The organism is Erwinia sp. PME.40.26/001, from assembly GCF_055556675.1.
Genome location: NZ_JBVHNP010000001.1, coordinates 559,353 through 584,586 on the forward strand (window position 1 = coordinate 559,353; position 25,234 = coordinate 584,586).

At 57.8% G+C, this 25,234-nt stretch carries 16 protein-coding genes and 1 pseudogene; 6 read left to right on the forward strand and 11 right to left on the reverse strand.

Annotated elements, in window-relative coordinates:
• Positions 1 to 81: 81 nt before the first annotated feature.
• Positions 82 to 3,678: an urea carboxylase gene (gene uca, locus ACZ3HG_RS02910; protein WP_465331764.1), complete on the forward strand. Its 3,597-nt coding sequence runs from the start codon at positions 82 to 84 to the stop codon at positions 3,676 to 3,678.
• 188 nt (positions 3,679 to 3,866) lie between these two features.
• Here uca and ACZ3HG_RS02915 read toward each other — a convergent pair whose 3' ends face one another.
• The 3 genes from ACZ3HG_RS02915 to ACZ3HG_RS02925 all read right to left on the reverse strand — a co-directional run bounded on the left by ACZ3HG_RS02915 (position 3,867) and on the right by ACZ3HG_RS02925 (position 6,167).
• Positions 3,867 to 4,142 (reverse strand): hypothetical protein, encoded by a 276-nt coding sequence (locus ACZ3HG_RS02915; protein WP_465331766.1) that lies wholly within the window; start codon positions 4,140 to 4,142, stop codon positions 3,867 to 3,869.
• Positions 4,143 to 4,419: 277 nt separating this feature from the next.
• Positions 4,420 to 4,998 carry a hypothetical protein gene (locus ACZ3HG_RS02920; protein WP_465331768.1) on the reverse strand — a complete coding sequence of 193 codons (579 nt, stop codon included), beginning with the start codon at positions 4,996 to 4,998 and terminating at the stop codon, positions 4,420 to 4,422.
• A gap of 152 nt (positions 4,999 to 5,150) precedes the next feature.
• A complete protein-coding gene (locus tag ACZ3HG_RS02925) occupies positions 5,151 to 6,167 on the reverse strand; it encodes a lipoate--protein ligase A (RefSeq protein ID WP_465331770.1) in 1,017 nt (338 codons plus the stop codon).
• A 198-nt stretch (positions 6,168 to 6,365) separates the two neighbouring features.
• On the opposite strand from ACZ3HG_RS02925, the gene ACZ3HG_RS02930 reads away from it, so the two are divergent.
• Positions 6,366 to 7,271, forward strand: coding sequence for an alpha/beta fold hydrolase (locus ACZ3HG_RS02930; RefSeq protein WP_465331772.1), 906 nt, complete (start codon positions 6,366 to 6,368; stop codon positions 7,269 to 7,271).
• A gap of 646 nt (positions 7,272 to 7,917) precedes the next feature.
• On the opposite strand, the gene ACZ3HG_RS02935 is transcribed toward ACZ3HG_RS02930, so the two are convergent.
• The 3 genes from ACZ3HG_RS02935 to ACZ3HG_RS02945 form a co-directional block, all read right to left on the reverse strand.
• The gene (locus tag ACZ3HG_RS02935; RefSeq protein ID WP_465332562.1) at positions 7,918 to 9,174 is read right to left on the reverse strand and encodes an SfnB family sulfur acquisition oxidoreductase; all 1,257 of its coding nucleotides are present in this window, start codon (positions 9,172 to 9,174) and stop codon (positions 7,918 to 7,920) included.
• Between the two features lie 227 nt (positions 9,175 to 9,401).
• Entirely contained in the window at positions 9,402 to 11,588 is a 2,187-nt protein-coding gene (fhuE, locus tag ACZ3HG_RS02940) for a ferric-rhodotorulic acid/ferric-coprogen receptor FhuE (RefSeq protein WP_465331774.1), read from the reverse strand.
• A gap of 253 nt (positions 11,589 to 11,841) precedes the next feature.
• Complete coding sequence (locus ACZ3HG_RS02945; protein WP_191932359.1) at positions 11,842 to 13,734, reverse strand: beta-glucoside-specific PTS transporter subunit IIABC; 1,893 nt, start codon at positions 13,732 to 13,734, stop codon at positions 11,842 to 11,844.
• A 380-nt stretch (positions 13,735 to 14,114) separates the two neighbouring features.
• Between ACZ3HG_RS02945 and ACZ3HG_RS02950 the strand changes: the two genes are divergently transcribed.
• On the forward strand, positions 14,115 to 14,324 hold the full coding sequence (locus tag ACZ3HG_RS02950; protein WP_062743284.1) for a glycine zipper 2TM domain-containing protein: 210 nt from the start codon (positions 14,115 to 14,117) through the stop codon (positions 14,322 to 14,324).
• Between the two features lie 30 nt (positions 14,325 to 14,354).
• On the opposite strand, the gene glgX is transcribed toward ACZ3HG_RS02950, so the two are convergent.
• The 3 genes from glgX to treZ form a co-directional block, all read right to left on the reverse strand.
• Positions 14,355 to 16,430 (reverse strand): glycogen debranching protein GlgX, encoded by a 2,076-nt coding sequence (glgX, locus tag ACZ3HG_RS02955; protein WP_191932360.1) that lies wholly within the window; start codon positions 16,428 to 16,430, stop codon positions 14,355 to 14,357.
• 68 nt (positions 16,431 to 16,498) lie between these two features.
• A complete protein-coding gene (gene treY, locus ACZ3HG_RS02960; RefSeq protein ID WP_465331777.1) occupies positions 16,499 to 19,015 on the reverse strand; it encodes a malto-oligosyltrehalose synthase in 2,517 nt (838 codons plus the stop codon).
• Entirely contained in the window at positions 19,012 to 20,799 is a 1,788-nt protein-coding gene (gene treZ / locus ACZ3HG_RS02965; protein WP_465331779.1) for a malto-oligosyltrehalose trehalohydrolase, read from the reverse strand. The genes treY and treZ overlap by 4 nt, the downstream gene beginning before the upstream one ends.
• A gap of 178 nt (positions 20,800 to 20,977) precedes the next feature.
• Between treZ and ACZ3HG_RS02970 the strand changes: the two genes are divergently transcribed.
• The gene (locus ACZ3HG_RS02970) at positions 20,978 to 21,475 is read left to right on the forward strand and encodes a GNAT family N-acetyltransferase (RefSeq protein ID WP_191935887.1); all 498 of its coding nucleotides are present in this window, start codon (positions 20,978 to 20,980) and stop codon (positions 21,473 to 21,475) included.
• 1 nt (position 21,476) lies between these two features.
• Here the strand turns inward: ACZ3HG_RS02970 and ACZ3HG_RS02975 are convergent, their stop codons facing one another.
• Together ACZ3HG_RS02975 and ACZ3HG_RS02980 are read right to left on the reverse strand one after the other, a co-directional pair.
• Positions 21,477 to 21,839, reverse strand: coding sequence for a cupin domain-containing protein (locus ACZ3HG_RS02975; RefSeq protein ID WP_191932364.1), 363 nt, complete (start codon positions 21,837 to 21,839; stop codon positions 21,477 to 21,479).
• 244 nt (positions 21,840 to 22,083) lie between these two features.
• The gene (locus tag ACZ3HG_RS02980) at positions 22,084 to 23,475 is read right to left on the reverse strand and encodes a glycoside hydrolase family 10-like protein (protein WP_191935885.1); all 1,392 of its coding nucleotides are present in this window, start codon (positions 23,473 to 23,475) and stop codon (positions 22,084 to 22,086) included.
• 674 nt (positions 23,476 to 24,149) lie between these two features.
• On the opposite strand from ACZ3HG_RS02980, the gene ACZ3HG_RS02985 reads away from it, so the two are divergent.
• Together ACZ3HG_RS02985 and ACZ3HG_RS02990 are read left to right on the forward strand one after the other, a co-directional pair.
• A complete protein-coding gene (locus tag ACZ3HG_RS02985; RefSeq protein ID WP_191932366.1) occupies positions 24,150 to 24,533 on the forward strand; it encodes a nuclear transport factor 2 family protein in 384 nt (127 codons plus the stop codon).
• A gap of 198 nt (positions 24,534 to 24,731) precedes the next feature.
• Positions 24,732 to 24,899 (forward strand): annotated as a pseudogene (locus tag ACZ3HG_RS02990) (ISNCY family transposase); the annotation flags it as partial.
• Positions 24,900 to 25,234 lie beyond the last annotated feature (335 nt).

Sequence of the window (25,234 nt, forward strand, 5' to 3'; positions counted from 1 at the left end):
TCAAACGCTTTTATCCCCTGAGGACGACCTCAGGCGGCCATGATTCTGGCGGGACGGCCCGCCCTGGTGTGAGTCTTCCTGATGTTCAAAAAACTGCTGATTGCTAACCGTGGCGCGATTGCGTGCCGTATTTTACGTACCCTGCGAGAGATGGACGTGACGGGGATTGCCGTATTTTCCGAATCGGATGCCAGCAGCCTGCACATCCGCGAGGCCGCCAGCGCCATCAGTCTGGGAGAAGGCCCTGCGGCGCAGACCTATCTGGACGTGGAGAAGATTATCACTGCCGCGCGGGAGAGTGGCGCAGAGGCCATCCATCCGGGGTACGGTTTTCTTTCGGAAAACGCCGCGTTTGCCGACGCCTGTGAAGCGGCGGGCATTGCCTTTATCGGCCCGACGGCCGAACAGCTGCGCCTGTTTGGCCTGAAGCACACCGCCCGGGCGCTGGCGAAACAGCAGCAGGTGCCGCTGCTGGAAGGGACGGGCCTGTTGGATGATGTGGATGCTGCGCTGGCAGCGGCCCGCGTGGTGGGCTATCCGGTGATGCTGAAAAGTACCGCCGGCGGCGGCGGCATCGGCATGCGCGTCTGCCATGATGATGACAGCCTGCTGCAGGCCTTTGACGCGGTAAAACGTCTGGGCCAGAACAACTTCAGCGATGCCGGGGTATTTATTGAAAAATATATCGCGCGCGCCCGCCATCTGGAAGTGCAGATTTTTGGCGACGGGCAGGGCGAGGTGATTGCCCTGGGCGTACGCGACTGCTCGGTGCAGCGGCGCAATCAGAAGGTGATGGAAGAAACCCCCGCCCCGAACCTGCCCGACGGCATGGCGGAGGCCCTCTGTGCCGCCGCCATCACGCTGGGCAAAGCCGTCCGCTACCGCAGCGCGGGAACGGTAGAGTTCGTTTACGACGCGGCCGCAGAGCAGTTCTGGTTCCTGGAAGTAAATACCCGCCTGCAGGTGGAGCACGGCGTCACGGAACAGGTGTGGGGGGTGGATCTGGTACGCTGGATGATTGCTCTGGCCGCCGGGGAACTGCCGCCGCTGGCGGCGCTGAAAGTGACGTTGTCACCTAAAGGTCATGCCATTCAGGCCCGGGTCTATGCCGAAGATCCCGGTCGCCAGTTCCAGCCTTCACCGGGGCTGCTGACCGACGTCAGTTTTCCGCCCGCCGACGGCAGACGGCTGCGCATCGATACCTGGGTGGAGTCCGGCTGCGAAATCCCGCCGTTCTTCGACCCCCTGCTGGCGAAAATCATCACCTGCTGCGCTACCCGTGAGCTGGCGATGGCCGCGCTGGATGACGCACTCAGTGAAACGCGGCTGTACGGGGTGGAGGTCAATCGTCAGTATCTGCGGCAGATCCTCCACTCAGCGCCTTTTGTCCGCGGCGAACCCTGGACGCGTTTCCTTGACGGGCTAAGCTACCAGGCCACCACGGTCGAGGTGCTGAGTGCCGGGACGCAGACAACGGTACAGGATTATCCCGGTCGTCTCGGCTACTGGGCCGTGGGCGTGCCGCCGTCCGGCCCGATGGATGACCGGGCGCTGCGCTTTGGCAACCGCCTGCTGAATAACCCTCCCGACGCCGCCGCGCTGGAGATCACGCTGACAGGCCCGACGCTGCGCTTCAATACTGCCAGCGTGGCGGTGGTTTGCGGCGCGCCGGTGACGCTGATGCTTGAGGGGGAAACCCTGCCGATGAACTGCACGTTCGCCATTCCGGCGGGCGCGACCTTAACGCTGGGCAGTATGGAAGACGCCGGGGTGCGCAGCTATCTCTGCCTGCGCGGTGGAATTGTGGTACCGGACTACCTCGGCAGTAAAAGCACCTTTACCCTGGGCCAGTTTGGCGGCCATGCGGGGCGGGCACTGCGCACCGGGGACGTACTGCACCTCTCTACCCTGACTGACCCTGGTGCTGGTGTTACCCTGCCACCGGCGCTGGTGCCACATTTGCCGGCATGCCGGCTACTGCGGGTGATCTATGGCCCCCATGCGTCACCGGAGTATTTCACCGCAGATTATATTAATACCTTTTTTGCGACCGACTGGGAGGTTCACTTTAACTCGAGCCGCACCGGGGTGCGCCTGATCGGCCCGAAACCGGAGTGGGTGCGCGACAGCGGCGGCGAGGCCGGGCTGCATCCGTCCAATATTCATGACAACCCCTATGCGGTGGGCGCGGTGGACTTTACCGGCGACATGCCGGTGATCCTCGGCCCGGACGGCCCGAGCCTCGGCGGGTTTGTCTGCCCGGTGACGGTGATCGAAGCCGACTTGTGGCAGATTGGCCAGCTTAAGGCTGGCGACCGGCTGCGCTTTGTACCGGTCGATATCGCCACTGCCCGGCAGCTTTACGCAGGGCGTCAGGCGGAGCTGGCCGATCTTATTCCGTCAGAGCCCGCGTGGCAGCCGGCGGCGCTGACCTCGCCGGTGGTGCTGGATCGGGGGGAAAAGGACGCTCGCCTGGTGGCACGCCTGTCCGGCGATACCCACCTGCTGCTGGAAATCGGCGCGCCGGAGCTGGATCTGGTGCTGCGCTTTCGCGGCCACGCGCTGATGCAGGCGCTGGAAGCCCTGAATCATCCGGCTGTCATTGACCTGACGCCGGGTATCCGGTCACTGCAAATCCACTATCAACCCGATCGTCTGCTGCAGGAGGAACTGCTCGGCATTATCGACGGGCTGTGGCAGAAGGTAACCGGACTGCAGGATCTGCGCGTACCGTCGCGGGTCGTCTGGCTGCCGCTGTCGTGGGACGATCCCGCCTGCCAGCAGGCAATTGATAAATATATGACCACGGTGCGCCGGGATGCACCATGGTGCCCGAGTAACCTGGAGTTTATCCGCCGCATTAACGATCTGCCGGATATCGACGCGGTCTTCGACACGGTATTTGCCGCCAGCTATCTGGTGATGGGGCTGGGGGATGTCTATCTTGGCGCGCCGGTGGCAACTCCCCTTGACCCGCGCCACCGGCTGGTGACCACCAAATATAACCCGGCACGCACCTGGACGGCGGAAAACTCGGTAGGGATTGGTGGGGCGTATCTGTGCGTGTACGGTATGGAAGGGCCGGGAGGCTACCAGTTTGTCGGACGCACACTGCAGATGTGGAACCGCTACCGTGAGGTGGCCGACTTCGGCGGTAAACCCTGGCTGCTGCGCTTCTTCGACCAGATCCGGTTTTACCCGGTCTCCGCAGAGGAGCTGCTGCGTATTCGCCGCGATTTTCCGCTCGGGCGCTATCCGTTACGCATTGAGCAGACCGAACTGGCCCTGTCAGACTACCAGCAGTTTCTGTCGGAGCAGGCGACGGGCATCAGCGATTTCCGTCAGCATCAGCGCGCGGCGTTCAACGCCGAACGTGAACGCTGGATCGCCAGCGGCCAGGCGCATTTTGACAGCCAGGAGGCCGCCGCCGGGTTGAGCGAGGACGCCCCGTTAGCCGCCGGGCTGCTGGCCGTGGAGAGTGCGATCGCCGGCAATCTGTGGCAGGTGAAGTGCGCAGTGGGTGACAGTGTCACGCAAGGTGATGTACTGGTGATTATCGAAGCGATGAAAATGGAGATACCGCTGCTGGCACCAGTCAGTGGGGTCATTGAGTCCATTCGGGTGGAACCGGGGTCATCGGTGCGAACAGGGCAATGTGTGCTGGTGATGGGCGTTTAACGCGCTCAGTCATTTCTTTGTGGCTGACAGTTTGGTTTCAGGTCTGAAGCCAGTTTGAGCACGCCGGATCGGCAAAATCCGCATCCATGCAGGCCTCGTCACGCGGCGTCCCTGCCGCGTGACGTCCGGCTTACCTCAGACTGGCCCCATCCCCACAGAACGGTTGCTTGCTGTGGGTTTTAAAACTGTTATAACGCCCGGGTGTAGGGATGCACCGCCGCAGAGACCAGTTGGGTTGGTGTACCGGCCTCAATCATTTTCCCGTCACGTAACACCAGCAGATGGTCGGCGATCTGATTGACCATGGCGATATCATGCGAAATATACAACGCTGCCGTATGCGTCTGGCGCACCGCGTGGCGGATCGCCTTGAGAACGTCCCGCTGAGCGGTCACATCCAGCGCGGTGGTGGGTTCATCGAACACCACAATGTCAGGATCGGGGCAGAGTGCCATCACCGTCATGTGCAGCTCTGTTTGGCCACAGGGCCTCAAAACCTGGCAGGGCGTTCATAGAGAAAGTCTTTGAGATATCAGGCAATGGGCCTGCGTGTAATCAATGGTAACTACCAAGCACTTCCCCATGCCAGTACTCAGCACCCCTCACGGTTGTGAAAATCGCTGGAAAAAATATCTCAATTAATCAACGTAATATTTTCCTTCCCACATTAGGCAATGATCGTGATTTTTCGCAGCATGTTTTCATCCGCCTGTGCCGTGACAAAAATTATCTCCGAACCGGTTAGAAAATTATGTAACCAATACTTCCACATTTGCATTTTTTCTCACTATAACAAGTGCATAGACTCTTTATTGCACATTTGTTTTTATAATGTGCATAGTATTCCTTTAAAAATATTTTGATGGCTTCAGTCGAGCCGTGATCAGTTGTTTGAAAAAAACCAATGCACCAATATGAACGCATCTTTGTATTAGATTTATCAAGGAAAGATTGCTTAATTGATTCTAATTTCTTTTGATCCACTAACATCTTGCCAAATAAAATCCCTGCATTAACATCACATTTCAATTCAACATATATGTAATGATCTTCTTCAAATAACCTTTTCCTAATTAAAAGATCAATATACATCCCCAGTTTTCCTGATCGATACCGATGGTTTGGCTTTGCAGAGACCTCTCTTTTTGTAGTGCAATTACACCTTTTTTCAAGATGATATTCCAATTCAATTTGAAGCCACTTTTCCCAATCTTTATTGGGCCTTTTAATTATATGGCTGAGTTTATTTTTAATAGACTCATCTCTCAGGAAAGAGTTTATCGCATTGTTTAAAATTTTAAAGTCAGAATCAAGTTCCATTTTATTTACCATGTAAATATTTAAAAATAAGCATTCCTATTGAGCAGGTTTATCACTTCAGCGACGCAGTTGCAGCGTTCAGACACCTTTCCCGTGGTGCCTTCGGTAAAATTGTTATCAAGATCGCTGACTGAAAACAGCCAGCGGCATCCTCAACGAATGCTGTTAACCAGCCACAACTCCAGCTCCGTCAGCTCCACCGCCTGCTGAGGAAACGCCTCCCTCAGCCGTGCCACCTGGGCTGCCAGCGCCTCCGGCCGATACTCGGTGCCGGGCAGCTGCTCTGCCAGCTGTTCTAACGGCGTCAGGTTCAGGCTGTCGCTGAAAATCTGGCAGCGACTGATCTTGCCACGTTCAACATCGACGTGGATCTCTACGCCGCCCCAGCTGAAGCGGTGATCCAGCAGATGCTGAAACTGCGGGGCCTGGCCAAAATTCCACTGCCAGCTGCTCTGTTTAGCAAACTGCGCCTCGAAGCCGGGCAGGTCGGGCAGGGACGTCGGGGAGATATGCTCGGGCTGGCATGCTTCGCCAAAATGGTCGAAGAAGGCCGCCGTCACCGCGCTGCAAATCGCTTCAAAGGTAATCCCCGGCACCAGCTCTTCCAGATTCGCCACGCGCGAACGGACGGAGGTAATGCCTTTGGCCTGCAGTTTCTTCACATCCGGGTTGAGGTAATCGGCCAGGCGGGAGAGATCGGCATCAAGCAGGATGGTGCCGTGGTGGAAACCGCGATCGTGGGTTTCATGATAGGCGGAACCGGAAATTTTACGTACCCCGTCGGCGGTGCTGACCACCAGATCGTTGCGCCCGGAGGCTTCGGCCGGTACGCCCAGCGAGGCGAGGGCCCGCAGAATAATGCCGGTGGAGACGCTCTTATTGTATTCCGGCTTCCCGGCCATAAAAGTAAAGCAGACATTACCGAGGTCATGGAACACCGCGCCGCCGCCGCTGCTGCGCCGGGCCAGGCGGATGCCGTCCTCTTCCATCCGCCGGGTGTTACACTCTTTCCACGGGTTCTGCGAACGGCCAATCACCACGGTTTCTGCGTTACGCCACAGGAACAGGACCCGCTGGGTCGCAGGCATCTGGCGGAAAATGCACTCCTCTACCGCCAGATTGAACCAGGGGTCGTATGAATCAGATACCAGTAAACGCAGTGTGGACATGCTTGACTCCATTGAACTTTTTAGCGGCGCAGGGATAATACCATCCGTGCGCGAAACATCCACACGCCGGTGAGTTTAATCGCCTGCCAGCAGGGCGGCTCTGGCAGGGTGAACGGCGCATACCTGTCGTCATGCTGACCGGACGATGGCGAACGAGATTTTGCTGCCCTCAGCCCCTACTCTCAGGGAAGGATTGATGTGATTAACTTTGACCGTTTCACTGAACAGGCGTCGCACTTTGACGCGGTGCTACCGCGCCCTGCGCAGATTACCACGACTAACAGAGAGGGATTGCACTACCGCCTTTATCAGTCATTAAAGACGCCCAATGATCTGATCATTGTTTATCATGGTGGCGGCGTCCATCTGGATGCTGGCTATGACATTCTTGCCCGGCAGATAACACAGGATGAAAGCATCGCAGTTTGTCTGGTGGATATTCGTGGCCACGGCGGATCGACAGGGGCAAAAGGCCAGTTGGCGAACGTTGCCTCGGTCTGGCGTGATGTCGATATGCTGGTGAGCTGGATGCGAACCCTTTTTCCACATTCCGCGATGCATTTGCTTGGGCACTCCAGCGGGGCGGGTATGCTGATTAACTATTTTACGCGGCACCTTCCGCAACAAAGAACTGACAGCCTGATTTTTCTGGCCCCGGAACTGGGTCCTTTTGCCCCGGAAGTACGTCAGCGCACGACCTCAGTGCCCTTTGCCAGGGTAAGCCAGTGGCCTTTTATCATCAACGCGTTGTGTGGTGGCTGGCTGCTGGGCAACTACCCGGCGGTGCGGCTGAATTTCCCGGATAAAGTGAAGGCTACCGCGCTGGATTTTGTGCAGCACTACAGTGTCAATATGGCGAATGCGCTGACCCCACGTCATCCTGCAAAACAGCTGGCGGCGCTACCGTTGTCCACCTCGTGGTTTGCCGCTGGCGACGATGAGCTGTTCAGCGCGCAGGCGATGGCGGTATTTGCTAAACAGCATGGCAACACTCATCTGCGGTTCCAGATACTGGAAGACTGCTCACATCTGAATTGCGTGTTTTGTCTTGAGGAGGGGATACAGCAACATCTTAATGCCCTGCGTCAGAAACGCGCCGTCTGATCATCAAGCCCGCTGATGCGCTGAGGGATCCCCACAAAACAAGACCTGCATTCTTGGCAGCCACCTTCTTTTCCGGTCGGCCAGTGAAGCGGGCATGCACGATGGCCAGGTTCAGGTCAACGTCAAGGGCGTTTCGCTTTCCCGCTGCGCGGGCTGAGCGACCCAGGGTGGGCAGTCGCCCCCACCCTGGGGACCCGGGCTTTGCGGCAGGCGCTGCGTCCACTGCGTGGATGCCTTCGCAAGCGTCGTTCACCGATGCACCGTTCGTGACGACACATCCCTGTGCCGGCTCTCCCTCTCACCGCCGTCGTGGCGGTTCGTCCTGGTTCACTGTGCTTCCTCAGCGCTGCTGAATGCCGCCTCAACGTCAAAATCCAGGTCAAAACCCAGATCCAAAATCCTGATTCAAATCAATCCGCAGAGGCTGTCACAAGGTGGGTACCCACAGCGAGCAGACGTTCTGCGGGGATGGGGCCCGTTTGAGGTAAGCCGGACGTCACGCGGCAGGGACGCCGCGTGCCGAGGCCCGCATGGATGCGGCAGTTGCCGATCCGGCGTGCGCAAACTGGCCTCAGACCTGAAGCCGAATGATCAGCCATTCATTTTTGTGGGGATACCTCAGCGCTGATGCGGGCTTTTTTCTGCATTAACTCCACGCATGGCGCGGTGGGTTAACGCCGTTCAGATAGTAATTTCCGACATGGAAATACTTCCAGCGCACTGGATCGTGCAGCGTGTGCGTGCGGGCATTGCGCCAGTGGCGATCAAGCTGATATTCCGCCAGCGTGGAGCGGGTGCCGGCCAGTTCAAACAACTTGTTACCCGCAAGAATGGCGATCTCGGTCGACAGCACCTTGGCCTCCGCCGTGGCGACGGTAGCGGCGGCCACTGTTTCTTCACTGGGTGTGGTGATAGCAACGTCGATCAGCTCGCCGGCGCGGCACAGCAGCGCTTCGGCCGCGTGTAGACGGATTTGCAGGTCGCCGATGGCTGCAATGGTGAATGGATCGTCGCTGGCGCGTTCCTGGCCGCTGTCGATCCACGGGCGTGATTTCTCGCGCACAAACGCCAGCGTATCGGCCAGCGTGCCGCGTGCGATGCCGGTATCCACCGCCGCCTGAATAATTTGTGAAATCGGGCCAGCGGCAGTAGGACGTTCAAATGCCTGCCAGACGGGAATCAGTCGTTCCTGCGGTGCATGAACATTGTCCAGCAGCACGGTGCCGGACGCAGTAGTGCGCTGGCCGAAGCTCGACCAGTTGTTGATCACAGTCAGGCCCGCTGCATCGCGATCCAGCACCACCAGATTGGCGCGACCCTCTTCATCTACCGCCACGGTATGCACCAGATGCGCCAGCAACGCACCCGTGGCGTAGAACTTCTCGCCATTCACTACCAGTTCACCGTTATGCTGGCGCACCGTTGTTTTGAAATCGGCCACCGTGGCGGTGCCTTTTTCTGAGAAGGCGTTGCCCCAGCGTAATCCGGACAAGACGCCGGCCAGCAGCGTCTGCTTCTGGTTTTCCGTACCGTCCTCCAGCAGATGGGCAACACCCGCCAGATGGTTTTGCGGGATCTGCCCCAGCGCCGAGTCCGCAGCGGAGATAATGGCAATCACCTTCGCGACCGTTGCATAGGAAACACCTGCGCCACCGTATTCCCGTGGGATATTGATGCCCCACAGGCCGCTTTGAGAGAACGCGTCCAGTTCGGCCACCGGTAAAATACCGTCACGGTCGCGGCGGGCAGCGCCCGGTGCAAACTGTTCCGCCAGCCGTTCCGCGACAGTAATCGCTTCAGCATCGCTGGTTATGATATGCGCAGGCTGTGACGGTCGCGGCAGCGGAGCAAAGTGTTCCGGGGAGTTAACATAAAATTCAGTGGCTTCAGCCAGGGATTCGATAGCAGACACAGGCACTCCTTAATGACGGTGACAGGGCGCATTGGCGCGGATAACACCATCCTGTCACACTGTGTTCATGTCGGTTATAAGGATTCAGCGCATCGATTGTTACCGCGCTGATAAGGCGCGGCCTGGTAAACGAGAAAAGGGATTACAATGATCAACTCATATGCAGTCATCGCGCTGTCTGCATGATCAGCCCCGGCATCGTGCCGGGGATTTTTTTATCAGAAGGCGTACGACAGGTTGACCGAGTAGCTACGCGGTTCGCCGTAAACCACATAATCGCTGCCCCATGAGTAATAAGAGCGGTCAAACAGGTTATCGACGTTCGCCTGCACTGCCAGCTGTTTCGTGACCTCATAGCGGGCAAACAGGTTGGCCAGTGGATAGCTTCCCTGGTAAACGCGCTGGACTTCTCCATCCGGGCCGGTGGCGTCCTGGAAGGTGCGGTTCTGCCAGTTAAGCCCGCCGCCGAGGGTCAGGTCCTGCAACATCGGTAAACGGTAGCGGGAGAAGAGTTTAAATGAGGTCTGCGGCATATTACTGTTAAAGCGGCCGGAGGTATCTCGCGCCACATAGCGCGTTGCCCCGAAGGTCATTTGCAGGTTGTCGGTGACGGCACCGTTCAGCTCAAACTCCGCGCCTTTACTGACCGCGCCTTTAGCCGCAACATACGCCTGCTCGCTGGAACCATTCACAAAGGTGCCGCTGAGTTCCTGACCCACGTTCTCCTGCTCAATACGGAATACCGCAAAGGTGGCGGTCAGACGCCCATCAAACCAGTCAGACTTCAGTCCGGTTTCATAGTTTTTCCCGGTCACTGGCGACAGATAGGCTCCATCAGTGCCACGGTAGGTCTGTGGCTGGAAGATCGAGGTGTAGCTGGCGTAAGCCGACCAGGTGTCATCGATGTCGTACACCAGCCCGCCGTAGGGAGTGATATTGTTTTTGGCCATTGTTCCGCTGCTGCCGTCGGTGCTCCACTGGGTATAACGCGCGCCGAGGATCAGCGACAGCGGGTCGGCCAGCGAGAAGCGGGCGGCGGTGTAGGCCGATTTCTGGCGGATCACGTCATCGGCATTCAGATACCAGTTACCCCATTCCGGCTCCTGAACGTTGCCGTTCCAGTTGTTATCAAAACTGCCCATCTGTGCATAATCCAGCGCACCGTCCACACTGTAGGTCTGGTTATGCTGGCGGCTGTAGCTGACGCCGGCCATCAACTCATGATGACGCCCCAGCAGTTCAAACGGACCGCTGGCATAGGTATCAATGGATTCCTGCGTGCGCTTACCGCGATCCAGACTGCCATAGCCGCTGACTCCGCTACCGGTCACCGCATCGGGGAACTCCATCACATACAGCAGCTTGTCAGCAAAAGTCTGCTCAGCGTGCGTGGCATTGACGCGGAAGGTCCAGCCGTTATCAAAGTCATGTTTGACGTTGGCAAAAACCTTACGCGAATCGAGGCTGTAACGCGCCCAGTCGGCCGACGGATTGAGATTGCGGCTGTAATGGGTGCGCGAACCGTTGCTGTACCAGGTCGGCAATCCGCCCCAGGTCGGGTTGCCGGTGTTGCTCTCCTGATAGTCGTAGCCGAGCGACACCGTGGTGTTGTCGGTCACATCGGCATCCAGCACGCCGTAGAGGAACTTTTTGCTTTTATGGTAGCGATCCAGCCAGCCGTCCTGATCCTGGTAACCGGCGATAACGCGGCCACGTACGGTGCCTTCTTCGTTCAGCGGGGCAGAGAGGTCGGCCACGTACCGCTGGGTATTCCAGCGGCCATAGCTGGCGCTCAGATTGCCGGTCACCGTCTTGCTGTCGGCATGTTTGCGTACCATATTGACCGACGCCGACGGGCTGCCCGCACCGCTCATCAGCCCGGTGGCGCCGCGCACGACTTCGATGCGGTCATAGATGGCGGTGTCTTCCCCGGCATCGCCGTAGTTCCAGTTATCTGCCGCCGACGTCGGGATATCATCAAAGGTGTAGTTGGTGATCTGGAAACCGCGTGAGAAATAGCTGGAACGTTCGCTGTCGACCAGTTGGGTGGCGATCCCGGTGGTGTTATCCAGCACCTCGCCCACGGTTTGCAGATTCTGGTCCAGCATCCGCTGCTCAGTGACGACGCTTAATGACTGCGGGACATCGCGCGGGGTCATCAGCAATTTGGTGCCGGCACGGGTGGTCTGCACCGCATAGTCCTGCTGATTGCCCGTGGCCGTGTCGTCCACGGAAGCGTCGACCACCAGATCTTCTGACATCGTGGCCTCGCGGGCCTGGGCCGGGGTAAGCAGGGCGTGGATCGTCAGCGCCAGAAGTGAAACGGACAGGGCTGTCTGGCGACCCGGAGCGCGCAGCGGGGCACGACTTTCACGGGGGGACGAAAGCCTGAAGCAGAGCGGCATAGAAAGATCCCTTCAATAAGGTGGGTATGCAGCATCGCCGTTTTTTATCATGTCCTCCGGCGGCGAGAAGCGCGGAGGGACAGGGCGGCTTAGCTAAAGTTCAATGGTAATCATTATCATAATCATTTTCTTTTACGCGTTCATGGTAAATCTGCGGGTGAGAGAAAATAAATGGGGATGAGCAGAAGGCGTACGCGAGGCGTAAAGCATTAAGCAGGAGACGGCAGAGCGGGTATGCTCTGCCGAGAGATCATCAGGAAAGGCTCATCAGCGGCATCAGCGGTTCTATTGCGCCCTGCGACTGGTGTTTTTTTAGCCGGAATTCATCGCTGTTCACCACCAGCACCGGGGTGGTGAGGTCGTAACCCGCCGCTTCGATTTCAGCCTTATCAAATGCCAGCAGCGGCATCCCGGCCGTCACTCTGTCACCTTCTTTCACCAGCGGGTGGAAGTACCTGCCCTCCAGCGCAACGGTATTCAGCCCGACGTGGATCAGCAGCTCAGCGCCGTTATCGCAGAGTAAGCCAATTGCATGGTGAGAGTCGATCAGCGTGGCGACCACGGCATCGCACGGTGCCACCACCTGGCCTTCACTGGGGCGAATAGCGATGCCGTCGCCCAGCATTTTTCCTGCGAACGTTTCGTCGGCAACGCTTTCCAGTGATATCACCGTACCCGGCAGCGGGCTCATCAGATCCAGGCTGCGGGTCTGGGCTGGCACGGCGGCGGCCGGAGCCGGGGACGGGGACGTCGTCGTTTCGGTTAGCGTCTCTTCAGCCAGCGGATCGTCAAAGCCCACAAACTGTACCATGACAATAGTCAGGATAATCGCCGTCGCACTGCCTGCCAGTTCGCCGATAAACGACATCGGCGCGTCCGGGCTGATGGCATTGACCAAGGTGAACAGGCCCGGCAGGGCGGCGTAGGCATAGTAGAGTGAGCCAAACAGGCTGGCGACGACCGCGCCGATTGCCCCGCCAATACAGCCACAGATAAAGGGTTTTTTAAAGCGCAGCGTCACCCCGTATATCGCCGGTTCGGTAATGCCGAATATCGCGGTCACGCCTGCCGACAGGGAGGTCGCCTTGAGCGCTTTGTTGCGCGTTTTCAGGAAAACCCCGAACACCGCAGCCATTTGTCCGATCACCGCGATGGTCTGATAGGCCTGGAAGGAGTCATAACCCTGGGTATCGAAGTTGGCCATGATCACCGGGGTGATCCCCCAGTGAACGCCAAAAATGACAATGATCTGCCATACCCCACCAATCACGGCGGCAGCCACGGCCGGAGCAAAGGCGAACAGCGCGTTATAACCGCTGGCCACGCCCATCGCGGCCCAGGTGGTGATGGGGCCAATGACGATAAGCGTGAGCGGGACGATCACCACGAAGCAAATCAGCGGCGTAAACAGCGCGCTGACTACCTCGGGCAGCCGCCGTTCAACGCGCTTTTCAAGCCATGACAGCGCCCAGACAAGGAACAGCGGTGGCAGCACCGAGGAGGTATAGACCGTTTTTGCCAGCGGGATAAACAGGAAGCTGATGGTTTCCCCCCCGGCGATGCGGCCTGCCATCGCGGTCCACTCCGGGTTGATCAGGGCGCAGCAGCAGAGCACGGCAATAAACGGGTTACATTTAAAGTGTCGGGCGGCGGTAATGGCGATAAACACCGGCAGGAAAGCAAAGGGCGTCCATGACATAAAGTTGAAGATGGCAAAGGTGCCGGTGGTTTTAATATCCGCATCAATCAGGCCGACGACGATTAATATTCCCTGCAGGATCCCCGCCGCCGCCAGAATATAGACAATCGGGGCAAAGACCGCCGACATGGTGCCAATCACGGCATCCAGCCAGCGTGTTTTCTGTTTTGCCTGGCCGCCACCGTGCTGCTCACCTATCAGCGAAGAGAGGGCATTAAAAACATCGGCCACGTGCGTACCGATGACCACCTGAAACTGGCCGCCGCTCTCCACGACCGCAATCACGCCCGCCAGCCCCTGCACTTTTGCCTTCGCGCCCTCCGGCGTTTCATTTAACACCAGCCGCAGGCGGGTGGCGCAACGTGAAAAGGTACTGATATTATTTTCGCCACCAACCTCGTGAAGTATATCAGTTGCTAACTTATTGTAATCCCTGATAACTGCCATTTATTTCGACCTTTTTTTATGGGTAGAGAGTGATGTAACAGAGGGTGAAACCGATTTCATGCTATCAGTGCGATCCATTTCTGCAACCGGTTTCATATCAGAGCGTGAGCTGTTTCACAGCGAAGATTACCGGCGGAAGCAGGGGTGATTTTGCAGCATCTGGCAGAGGGGGGCGAACCTTAGCGCTGCCGCAGTGCATAAAGTGGGGGGAGGCGGTCTGAAAAATAGCGCTTTTTTATAAGAATATTTACCTGCCGGATTTCCAGAGTAACGATTATATTCTGCTGCGAAGGACGCCCGTTGTTACCCGGAGAAGGGTAAAAAACCAATAAGACTCACTTTTTTTGCATTCCATCAACATGATGGTGGCGAGGTTTTTAATGCTTTTAAAACGCAGCGGTACAATAGCCATGGTATTACTGATTACGCTTTCGGTCACGGCCTGTGGCATGTCTCACCGTGGCAGAAATACGGCCATTGGTGCGGGTGTGGGTGCAGTAGGTGGGGCTGTTCTGACCGGGGGCAGTACCTGGGGCACCCTGGGGGGCGCGGCTATCGGCGGGGTGATCGGGCATCAGGTCAGCCGCTAAGCTGACCTGTGCATCAATACAACTGACGCGTTATGGCCTGCGGTACAGGGCAATGCTGCGACCTTCCAGTTCCACGTTCTTCTCTTTGGTGATCACCTTACCGGGCCTGGCCCGGTCTGAGGTGCTGAGTTCCAGCACCCAGCCCCCTTCACCAAACTGTGGGATCAGGAAGGGCACATTGCCCTCATACGGGTTAAACAGCATCAGCACGTCATGCCATATCCCTTCCTGGTCGGCCAGATCCGCCCGGCCAATATAGACCCCGAGCGTTGACCCTTCGTCCCACTGCTCAGGCTGCTGAAAACCACCGCCTGCGTTGAACCACTTGATTTCCATATCATCACGCCAGCTTTCACGGCGCAGCAGCGGTTGTGCGGCGCGCAGCGCAATCACCTGTCGGGTAAACTCGCGCAGCGCTTCACCACTTTCCGGCACCGCGTCCCAGTGGATCCACGAGATTTCGTTATCCTGGCAGTAGCCGTTGTTATTCCCGGCCTGGCTGCGGCCAAACTCATCCCCGGCCAGCAGCATCGGGGTACCGTGGGAGAACAGCAGGGTGGCGAGAAAATTACGTTTCTGACGTTCACGCACCGCATTAATGCCTTCATCCTCCGTAGGGCCTTCCGCACCATAGTTATATGACCGGTTATCATTATGACCGTCGTTATTGTCCTCACCGTTGGCATCGTTATGCTTTTCGTTGTAAGAGACCAGATCATTCAGCGTAAAACCGTCATGTGCGGTAATAAAATTCACGCTCTCCCAGGGGCGTCGGCCGCGCTGATCGTACAGATCGCCCGATCCCAGCAGGCGGGCGGCAAACTCGGTCGACACATTGTCTCCCTTCCAGTATTCCCGCACCGTATCACGATACTTGTCGTTCCACTCGGCCCAGCCCGGCGGGAAAGCGCCCACCTGATAGCCGCCCGGACCAATATCCCACGGCTCTCCGATCAGCTTCAGCTTTGACAGCACCGGATCCTGCATGATGGCGTCAAAAAAGCCGCCGCGCGGATCGAAACCGCCCGGTTCACGGCCGAGAATGGTACCTAAGTCGAAGCGAAAACCATCGATGTGCATCGACTGCGCCCAGTAACGCAGGGAGTCCATCACCATCTGCAGCACGCGCGGGTGGGAAGTGTTGACGGTATTACCGGTGCCTGTATCGTTAATATAGTAACGGTGCTGATCGGGCAGGGTGCGGTAATAGGAGAAGTTATCGATGCCCTTAAAGGAGAGCGTGGGGCCCAGCTCATTACCCTCAGCGGTGTGGTTGTAAACCACATCAAGGATCACCTCGATTCCGGCATCGTGGAAGGCGCGCACCATATCTCGGAACCCCTGAATACCGTTAGGGCCGAAATAGCGCGACGCAGGCGAGAAGAAGGCCAGGGTGTTATACCCCCAGAAATTTTTCAGTCCTTTGTCCAGCAGGTGCTGATCGTCCGGGAACCAGTGAACGGGCAGCAGTTCGACCGATGTGACGCCCAGGCTCTTTATATACTCCACGGACGCCGGATGCCCCATGCCTTCATAGGTGCCGCGCAGCGCCTCCGGCACCGCCGTATTCAGCTGGGTAAACCCTTTCAGGTGGGTTTCATAAATCACCGTGTGTGACCAGGGGATAACCGGGCGGTTTTCATCATGCCAGTGAAATTCATCCGGATCGATAACGCGGCATTTGGGCGTAAACGGCCCGCTGTCGCGCGTATCAAAGGTCAGATCTTTATCATCATCGTACAGGTCATAGGCAAAGTGGGCTTCGTTCCACTCGATGTCGCCCGACAGCTCGCGCGCATAGGGGTCAATCAGCAGCTTGTTCGGGTTAAACCGGTGTCCGTTTTCCGGATCGTACGGGCCATAAACCCGGTAGCCGTACAGCGCCCCCGGCCGCAGGCCTGGCACATAGCCATGCCACACCTCATGGGTGTATTCAGGCAGCGTCAGCCTGGCAATTTCCTGCGTACCGCTCTCATCGTACAGGCACAGCTCCACGCGCTCGGCATGCGCGGTGAACAAGGCAAAGTTCACCCCTTCACCATCAAAGTTGGCCCCCAGCTGGTGGCTTAGTCCCGGTTCTATTGCAAAAGGTTGATTATCTGACATGGTGTTTTTTTATCCTGTTGCAGAGTGAATCGCCAGCGGTAAGGCATGACGTCCATGGTTCAAAGTCATTATTCACTGGCCAGTATCAGCGGTACGCCCTGGCTGTCCGGCGGCAGGCTGAGGTGGTCCGTCAGGAAAGTGACTTCCCCGTTAAGAATATTACGGTAACGTCGCCGGGCGAGAGGCGCATCCAGCGCGATTGTGCTGTCACCAGCGGTCGCCGGCTTCCCGCTGAGACTGAGCATCAGACGGGGAGAGACCACAATCAGCGCGTCCGCGCTGTCGCAGCGGGCAAAGGCGATGATGTGCTCTTCGCCCTGGCCTTCCGCGTGCAGCGGCAGGTAATTTCCCCGACGAAACAGCTGTGGACGGGCCTGACGTAAACGCAGCAGGCTGGTTATCACATGCTGGTTAAGCTGACCGCTCAGCCAGCGCGGCGCAGAGGTGTCGAGCGGGATCCGGTGCTCTGCCAGCATCTGCTGCAGCGTGGCAAAGTCAGGTTCACGACGGTTGTCAGGGTCGATCAGGCTGAAGTCCAGCGTCTCACTGCCCTGGTAGATATCCGGCACGCCCGGCGCGGTCAGCTTGACCACGGTCTGGGTCAGGCTGTTGATCAACCCGGCGCGAATAAATGGCTGAAGCGCGGCGGTAAAGTCACGCAGAAAAGCCTGATTTGACGGCGCGAGCAGGTGAGCGGCATAGTCGAGCACCGCATTCTCATAATCATCGTTCACGGCGGTCCAGTTGGTGCGCTGTTTGGCCTCCCGCAGCGCCTTCTGCACGTAAGTGAGAAAGCGTTCTTCCAGCGCGGCCAGACCGGCCGTGTCCCCTGGTTGCAGCGTGGCGGGCCAGACGCCGGCCAGCGCCTGATAGAGCATCCACTCGACGGCGGGCCGGGGTGCCGGGCCGTCATTCAGATGGGCCACTTTTTCCTGATTCATTTCGCGCCAGCGCGTTACGCAGGCCGCCCAGTGTTCCGGCGCTTCCGACAGCGTATACAGCCGCGCACGGGCATCCTCTCCGCGTTTAGTATCATGGGTCGTGGTGCCGGAGAGCGCATCCGGCTGGCGCTCCAGGCGGGTCGCCATTTCCCGGTGAAAACGCGCCGGAGAGAACGAACGCGGCAGCGGTTCAGCACCCACTTCATTCAGCGCCAGCGACATGTGCTGGCGGAAGAACAGCGTATCTTCGACGGATTTCGCCATCAGCGGCCCTGTCAGCTGCTGGAAGCGGGTACGGAACGTTGTGGCCTGCTGGTGGGATGCGTCAGAGACTTCGCCGGTCAGGATACGCAGAAGAAAATCCAGCGCCGCAGGATCGGGCGCGCTGGCGCTGCTTTTGACTCTGGTGGCCACGGTGTGCAGCCTTTGCCGATCGGCGTCCGGCATGCCGCTGGCGGTACCGTAAGTCCGGTACACCGGGAAGGCAACCAGCAGTTCGCGCAGCGCCTGACGCAGGGCATTCTCATCTGGCGTGGCGCGTTCAGTCCCGGCCAGGCCGACGGCGAGAGTGAGCAGGGTGGAGAACTCTCCGGCGAAGTTCTTATCGGCCATCAGCAGCTTGGCAGCGCGCAGCTCGGCGGCCATATTTACCGGGCGATCGACCACCTTATTATAGATTTTACGCAGGTTAGCCAGCTGACTGCCGTCCACCAGTGCATCGGAGAGCGCGGCCATAAATTCGTAGCCGGTAGTGCCCGAGACCGGCCAGTCGTCAGGCAGGTGCTCATCCTCGCCGAGGATTTTTTCCACGGTAATATAGCAGTCCGCTCCGGCCTGCTGACGCAGACGGTCAAGATAGCCCTGTGGATCGGCCAGCCCGTCGACATGATCCACCCGCAGGCCGTCAACCGCGCCGGAATGCACCAGCTCAAGGATCAGACGGTGGGTATCTTCGAAGACTCCTTCGTCTTCTACGCGGACCCCCACCAGACCGGTGATTTCAAAGAAGCGCCGGTAGGAGAGATCCTGCGCGGCGTCCCGCCAGCACATCAGCCGCCACGGCTGCTGCTGGTGGAGCGCGTTGATGTCTGCTTTATCGGTGATGGCCAGCACGTCCGCCTCGCGGCCCTGCCAGCTGTCAGGCGTCAGCGGGTAAAAGGCATCATAGCAGGCGAGGGCGGGCCTGCCCGTTACCGGGTCGGCTTTAACCGCAATATCCCCGTTGTCCAGCACGGTTTCAAAGTCATCACCGAGGAACGGCAGCGTCAGACGGCGCGACCAGTCGATATCAAAATGCCGGGCATAACGGCTTTTTTCGCCATGTTCAACCACGTCATGCCACCAGGCATTTTCCAGCGAGGCGGCCATGTGGTTGGGCACGATGTCGAGGATCAGGCCGATCCCCGCCTGTTTCAGCGCGCTGACCATGCGGTCGAAGCCCGCCCGGCCGCCGATGGACGGCTCAATCTCGTTGGCATCGGTCACATCATAGCCGTGCGTGGAACCGCGGGTGGCGGTAAAGATCGGCGAGGCATAAAGATGCGAGATACCCAACTGCTGCAGGTACGGCACCAGGGCCGCCGCCCGGTCAAAGGTCATGCCGTTGCGAAACTGAATACGGTAAGTGGCGACAGGTATAGTCACGTTGCATCTCCCGGTAGAAGGCGAACAAGAATGGAATGCGGCGGCAGATCCTCGCCCCGATCGGGCCAGGCAAAGATCGTCTCGCCGGGCAAATCCGGCAGCGGCTGCGGAGTGGCAGCGATATTTACCGCCATCGACAGCGTCCCCTGCGGGAACGTCCAGCTGACGGCGAGGAAGCCGGATGCCGTTTTCACCACGTTTCCGCTATGGCCGCCCGCGCGGGCCAGCAGCGGCACAATATACTGCTGACGCAGCGTCAGCAGCTGGCGGGTCAGTGCCATCCACGCCTGACCTTCCGGGGTTTCCGGCTTGTGCCAGTCGAGCCTGGAAGCAATAAAGGTTTGTTCCGCATTCGGATCGGGCACGCTTTCACCTTCATGCCCGGCGTGGCCGGCAAACTCCCTTGCCCGGCCTTCGCGTACCGCTCGGGCCAGGTCGCCGTGGAAGTCGGTGAAGAACAGGAAAGGATGGGTCTCACCGTACTCTTCCCCCATAAACAACAGCGGAATGTGCGGGGACAGCAGCAGCATGGCGAGCATCACTTTGCTGCGGTCGGCCCCGGCCAGGGAGATCAGCCTGTCTCCCTGCGCCCGGTTGCCGACCTGATCGTGGTTCTGGATAAAATCGACAAAGGTCACCGGCGGCTGCCCCCGGCTGTCCACGCCGCGCGCCTCGCCGGACTGCGGAGACACCTGGCCCTGATAGATAAAGCCTTCCGTCAGCGCCCGGGCCACGCCTTTTTCGGGCTGATCAGCGAAGTCCTGATAATAGGCATGTGTTTCACCGGTGGCGAACACGTGTACCGCATTATGAAAGTCGTCGTTCCACTCGCCGGTAAACAGCGGAGCACTGCCGTCGGCATCGCGGGGATGCAGGAAGATCACGTTGCGGCAGTCTTCGGTAGTGAGGTGGATCGGGCGCTGCGGTATCTCTGCCCGGATGCGCTGCGCGATCTCGATCAGCACGTGCGGCTGCTGGCTGTCCTCAATCTGGTCAATGGCATCGAAGCGCAGCCCGTCCAGATTGTATTCCTGCAGCCAGTACAGCGGGGCTTCGACGATGTAGCGGCGTACCGCATCCACGTCCCAGGCAATTGCGGCTCCCCAGGGCGTGGTGCGCTCCGGATGGAAAAAGTCGGGAGACAGCAGGGGCAGATAATTGCCCTCAGGGCCAAAATGGTTCAGGACGATGTCCAGCACCACCGAGATACCGTAGCCGTGCGCGGCGTCGACAAAGGCTTTAAAGTCCTCCGGCGAACCGTACGCCGCGTGAGGAGCATAGAGCAGTACGCCGTCATAGCCCCAGCCGCGACGGCCGCCGAACTGGGCGAGGGGTAAGACCTCGACCATGGTGATCCCCAGCCCGGCGAGGTGCGGCAGTTTGTCGATAGCGGCACGGAACGTTCCCTGCGGGGTAAAGGTGCCGATATGCAGCTCGTATACCACGGTTTCTTCCCAGGGGCGGCCTGCCCAGCCGGTATTCTGCCAGGCATAGCGGGCAGGGTCGATAACCAGCGACGGCCCGCCGACGTCATCGCGCTGCGCGCGGGAGGCCGGGTCCGCGACCGTCTTGCCGTCGGCAAGCACGTACTGATACTCTTCGCCGGGCTTGACGCCAGCGACCTCAACTTCAAACCAGCCGTTGCCGGTTGGCGTCATCTCAATGTCTTTCGCGGAAAGTCGCAGGGTGACTTCGCTCTGGCCAGAGGCCCAGAGACGAAAACGCACGGTGTCGGCAGCCACAAATTCGGCACCCCAACTTTTCGGGAATGATCGGGTTTCCATTCGGTCTCCTCGTTTAAGTCCAGTACGCAAAAATCGCTGACATCACGGCGGCACCCCGGCAAAGGGGGTAAGATATCAGTCGGGTAAAGGTGTCTTCAGGATATGGATAGCGGTCAGGGCATTACAATCATAGACCAGGATGTTACGACCCGCAGGCCAGAAGGAAATGAGGGGGAAGATGAGCATCACTATCAGAGCATTCCAGGTGAGTGACCTCGATGCCGTCATTACGCTGTTTCAGGCATCCGTCCGACAGATCGCGTCACGGGATTACCGGCCTGAACAGATAGCGGCCTGGTCACAGGTAGACCGGATAAGCTGGGAGAAGCGATTTCAGCAAAGCTGCTGCTGGCTGGCGGTTCGCCATGACGAGATTGCCGGTTTTGGCAACGTGGAGTTTGACGGGCATCTGGATATGTTATTTACCCATCCCGGGCATCAGCGCTGCGGCGTGGCGACCGCGCTGCTGAAACGACTGGAGCAGGCGGTGGCCGATAGGGCGCTACCGGCCATTTTCACTGAAGCCAGTATCACCGCCAGACCGTTTTTCAGCCGGCAGGGCTTCCGGATGATTGAGGCACAGCAGGTCAGGGTGCGCGGTCAGCAGTTTATTAACTACCGGATGCGGAAAATGCTGATGTCAGATAACGCGACAGGCCAGACCGATCCGGCATGATTTATTCTGTCCCGACATCAAAAATAACATACAGCTTGCGCATCGGTGTATCGACCACCCAGGTGCCTTCGGTGTTAGCAGCAAAGAAGAAACTGTCGCCCCCTTTAAAGGGTAATGTGGCTTCGCCGTCCGGGGTAAAGGAGCCCGTGCCGCTGAGAAAATGCATCACCTCAGCCTGCTTTACCCCCCGGCGATAGCTGCCCGCACCGCACTCAAAAATTCCGGTATCAATATTCTCTTTGCCCGGGATGACTGTTTGAATGCCGGATAACGGAATGGTGCCGGTGCCCGGCAGACCCTCAACCGTACCCCAGGATTCCATCGTCTTAATGGTGGCAGGTTGTTCTATTTTTTGCACTTTCATATCAATGAGTTCCTGTTGGTGACACTGTCACCTAATAATGGCGGCAGGGGGATAAAAACGCACTGTCATGCGGTATGCTTTCGTTATTCAGAGTAAGGGGTTTGCTAAAAACAATGCGGAATTTTTAAGGTGTCCGTTAACATATTTGCATGCAAACCGGCCTGAGTTTGGTAGAAACTTTTGCGAGGATCTTGCAGAGGAGACTGGACCAGCGGGCGAGAACTCGCTGATCCTGTAAGCTATTTTATTGTGTTTTGGATTTATCGCCCCAGCGGCTTTGCAGATAGCGCACCGCATCCTGAGTCTGCGGCCGGTTAAGGTAGTCCTCGCGGAAAAGAATGGTACCGCTGACGCCGGGAAGAGATTCATTTAAATCGAGCTGCTTCTTCAACTCCGGCACGCCACCCTGTACCGTCCAGTCAGGTTCAGTTTTTGACGGTTCGCCCACTTTATACAGCGCAATGCCAATGTAAAGGCGGGTTTTCGTTGGCCTGACCACATCGGCCCACCATTTTGTCAGCACGTCATACCGGGCGGCCTGGCGCGAGAACGGCCAGTAAACCTGTGGCGCAATATAATCGAGAAGTCCCTGCTGCACCCAGCGGCGGGTATCGGCGTAAGACTCATCATAGGCAGCCGCACCGCGTGTATCCGAACCCGCCGGGTCGTGCGAGAGATTGCGCCAGACGCCTGCCGGACTCACGCCAAATTCAACGCCCGGTTTCAGCTGCCGGATGGTGCGGGATACCTGTTCGATCAGCTGCTGCGTATTGTGTCGCCGCCAGTCGGCCTTGCTGATAAACCCCTGGCCGTATTGCCGGAACGTCTGGCTGTCGTTCAACGCAGAACCGGGAGACTCTGCATAGAAGTAGTCATCGAACTGCACGCCGTCGATCGGGTAGTTTGCCACCACCTCGGCCACGATGCTGGTGATCCAGTCCCGCACCTCCGGGATCCCCGGGTCGAGCACATAGCGGTCGCCTGACGTACGGATCCAGTCGCGGTGCAGCACAAAGACGCTGGCGGGCTGGAGCGACAGCGTCCGGTTCAACTCCGCCACCGTGGACGATTTTGTATTAACGGAAACGCGATAGGGGTTAAACCAGGCATGCACTTTCATGCCCCGCTTGTGCGCTTCATCGAGAATAAACTGCAGGGGATCGTAGCCGGGATAGTCGCCGATATTGCCCGTCAGCATATCGGACCACGGCAGAATTTTAGAATTCCACAGTGCGGTGGCGTCAGGCTTCACCTGGAAAAATACCGTGTTGATGCCAAGACGTTTCAGCTTATCCAGCTTATCGGTCAGCGCCTTCTGCTGCAGGCTGATACGCAGGGCCGCACTGCTGACATTCACCGAAGAGACCGGTGGCCAGTCAAGGCGTGATACCGTTGCCAGCCAGACGCCGCGCATCGGCTGTGAACTCTGCACGGGCTGGCCTGATACCGGCGGTTTAACCGGAGAGGGAAACGGCGTGACCAGAGATTTTGGTGGCTGGGTGGAGCAGCTGGCCAGTAACAGCGCGGCGGCCACAATGAAAGCGCTGGCTTTTTTCGCGGTGGCGGCAGAGGCAATGCGACGGGAACGGGTGATGATAAGCTCCGGTTTTATCTGAGGATTGAATGCAAAGGACATTCTCAACCTATCCGGGGCAAAGTCAATGGATCGGGACAGAGAAGTCCGGTGTCCGCCAGTGGCATGACATTCGTTTTCCCTATGGCAAAAATGGTCTGATCAGACGGATAAAATGTGACGAATCCAGCTGTATCCGTGCCTGACAATGGCCTCTATACACAGCGCGATGACCTCCGGCACCTGGCAGATCAACGGCTTAGTGTCATGAATAGCATCCCCCAGAACATGCAACCGCTGACAATAAGCGTCATCCAGGTGAGTGGACGAAGCATTCCTCGCTGGCTGGTGTAGTTAAGCAATGTTTTCATTTGAATTCCCAATATATTCCAAAGTTGGTATGGGATTATTCTGTCAAATACCGCATGCTTAAAAAATCAGAATCCCCGGCGATATATGTAGGATATGTCTCTTTATGTTGTCATCCAGGGTCACAACAGGAATAAAATTTACTCTGCGCATCCATACTGAAAGCCGCGTTGATACGCTACCTGTCACCAGACTGGCGAACTGCTGCGATCTTGATAAGTCTCATCAGAGGGCAGGGAGGTGCGTTTTTTGCTGCTCCTGTGTGAATTCTGGCGCGTCATACCCCTGATAACCTCATAGAATTCACGTAGCGCGATCGGTTTTAGTTAACCCTTATTTTTTCATTTCCAGAGTTCTGCGGAGGTCTCTTGACTGATTTATCTGAGCTGTTGCTGGTCCTTCAGCGGCTGGAAATCCAACTGCATCAGCCGGCTATTCGGCATGATGCGCAGCAGGTTAATGCGTTGCTGCATCAGGATTTTACAGAGACTGGCCGGTCAGGGATACGCTATAGCCGGCAGCAAGTCATTGACGCGCTGGCGAAGGAACGTGATCGAACAGCCATCGAAGCCGGTGATTTTACACTGACCATGCTCGCCGATGGCGTGGTACTGCTGAATTACATCAGTACGCAACGGGATGCGACAGGGATAACGGCTAACAGGACCATGCGAACATCTATCTGGATTTGGTCTGCAAAGGTCGGTCACTGGCAGATGCGTTTCCATCAGGGGACGCCTGCAAAAGATTGAACGGCTCCGGCAAAGAGAGGCAGGCGAGGTACCCGTGAGCAAAGCCCACGGCCGGGTACCTGATCTGATATTCAATTTAACATAATATACATTATACGCACCTAAGTTGTAAGTCCCCTTTGATAATGTCACTTTTTAGCTAGTTTATGATGTCACCCAGATACGGCGCATTTTCACCTTTCTGGGAGATCTTTTCTGATGCTGGTAACCATGTCCTATAAAGAACTTCACCGCTTGCCGCTGATCCAGGGCGTTGTTGAAAAGCGTCAGCTGGATCTCACTGAACGTCAGGTGCAGCGTCTGATGAACCGCTTCCGGGAGTCCGGTGCTGCCGGGCTGACGAACAGCCGTCGCGGTTTGCCCGGGACTATGACCAATCCCCGACGATAAACAACATTCCATCGCTGTTCAGTCATCCGCTGCAGTTTTATGTGTTGAACCAACATGGCGTTAACCCGCCTGATAAAGCTATGTTCGGGTACTGAAGGATCATCAACCGTTCAGAAAAATCAGCCCTGTCAGCGTCAGCCGTACAGCACTGTCCTCATAAATAATGAAAATAAAAGATGATCGCGCTACGTGAATTCTGCGATTTTCGCAGGGGTATGGCACACCAGAATTCACACAGGAACGCGACTTCCCTGCCCGTCTGATGGCTGTGTAGCCCACTGGTGATGGCCAGCTTTGCGGACAATGGCCCC